The organism is Oceanitalea stevensii, from assembly GCF_014837105.1.
GTDB classification, from domain to species: Bacteria; Actinomycetota; Actinomycetes; order Actinomycetales; family Actinomycetaceae; genus Oceanitalea; species Oceanitalea stevensii.
In genome coordinates, this window is the sequence record NZ_JACSPO010000026.1 from 1 (window position 1) to 1376 (window position 1376).

Below are 1376 nucleotides of genomic sequence, written 5' to 3' on the forward strand. Positions count from 1 at the left end.
TGAATCGCCCCGGGTTTCGTAGAGGCTCGGTTACGTGGAACCAGCCCCGGTCGGGACAGGTGTTTCAGGGTAGTGCTCGGGTGTGACGCCGGCCCAGTGGTTGGCCTCGAACTCGGCCGGCGGGACGAGTCCGATCTCGCCGTGCAGGCGCCTGTGGTTGAACCAGTCGACGTACTCGGCGACGGCGATCTCGACGTCGGTCACGTTCTTCCAACCGCCCTTCGGGCGCATGATCGGGTTGCGGATGCACTCGGCCTTGAACAGCGAGTTCAGCGCCTCGGCCATCGCGTTGTCATAGGAGTCACCGCGGCTCCCGACCGAGGCGACGGCTTCGGCCTCGGCGAGCCGCTCGGTATAGCGAATCGCTCGATACTGGACTCCGCGATCGCTGTGATGGACCAGTCCGGTGACGTCGCGGCCCGCGCGCTGCCGGTTCCACAAGCCCATGTCCAAAGCGTCCAGCGCCAGGTCGGTGCGCAACGACGTCGACACCTGCCAGCCGACGATCATTCGACTGAACACGTCAAGCACGAACGCCGCGTAGGTCCAGCCCGCGTGCGTGCGCACGTAGGTCAGGTCCGCGACCCAGAGCTGGTTGGGGCCGGTCGCGACGAACTTCCGGTTCACCAGGTCCTCAGGCCGCTCGGTCTCGCCGCCATCGCCGATGGTGGTCTTGCGGGTCTTCTCCCGCGAGATCCCCCGCAGACCCTCTTGCCGCATCAGGCGTTCGACGGTGCACCTGGCGACCTTCACGCCTTCGCGGTTGAGCTCGGCGTGGATCTTCCTCGCTCCGTAGACACCCAGGTTGGCCTTGTGGGCGACCTTGATGTCGGTGACCAGCTCGGCGTCGCGGATCGCGCGCGCCGACGGCGCCCTGGTCTTCGATGCGTAGTAGCCACTCGGGGCGATCTGAACGCCGGCCTTCTTCAGCACGGTGCAGATCGACTCGACCCCGACCTCGCGCCCATCCACGATGTCGTGGCGGTGGGCGTCGATGTAGGCGACTACTTGCTGGTGGGGCGGTCGAGCTCCGCCGCAAAGAAAGCCGCCGACGTCTTCAAGATGTGGTTCGCGCGCCGCAGCTCGCGGTTCTCCTGCTCGAGCTTGGCGATCCGCTCGGCCTCAGCGGTCGTGGTGCCGGGCCGGACACCGCCGTCGATCTCGGCCTGCCGGACCCAGCCGCGCAGGGTCTCCGGATGCATGCCAAGCTGCTCAGCCACGCGCTGGATCGCGCCCTGCTTCGTAGCGGGGTCCTGCCGGAGCTCCACGGCCATCCTCGTGGCACGCTCACGCAACTCGTCGGGGTACTTCCTCGGTGCTGCCATGACTCTCATCCTCCATGGATTGAGAGCCTCCACCAGACCCGGGGCGATTCA

The 1376-nt window shown here is 66.9% G+C and carries 1 protein-coding gene; it reads right to left on the reverse strand.

Going from position 1 to position 1376, the window contains the following annotated elements; translation table 11 throughout:
• Nucleotides 1-30 precede the first annotated feature (30 nt).
• Nucleotides 31-1325, reverse strand: a protein-coding gene (locus H9624_RS16250; protein WP_372435163.1) for an IS3 family transposase whose coding sequence is annotated in 2 segments (ribosomal slippage) — nucleotides 31-1046 and nucleotides 1046-1325 — 1296 coding nt in all. Because the reading frame shifts where the segments join, the coding sequence is not laid out codon by codon here.
• Nucleotides 1326-1376 lie beyond the last annotated feature (51 nt).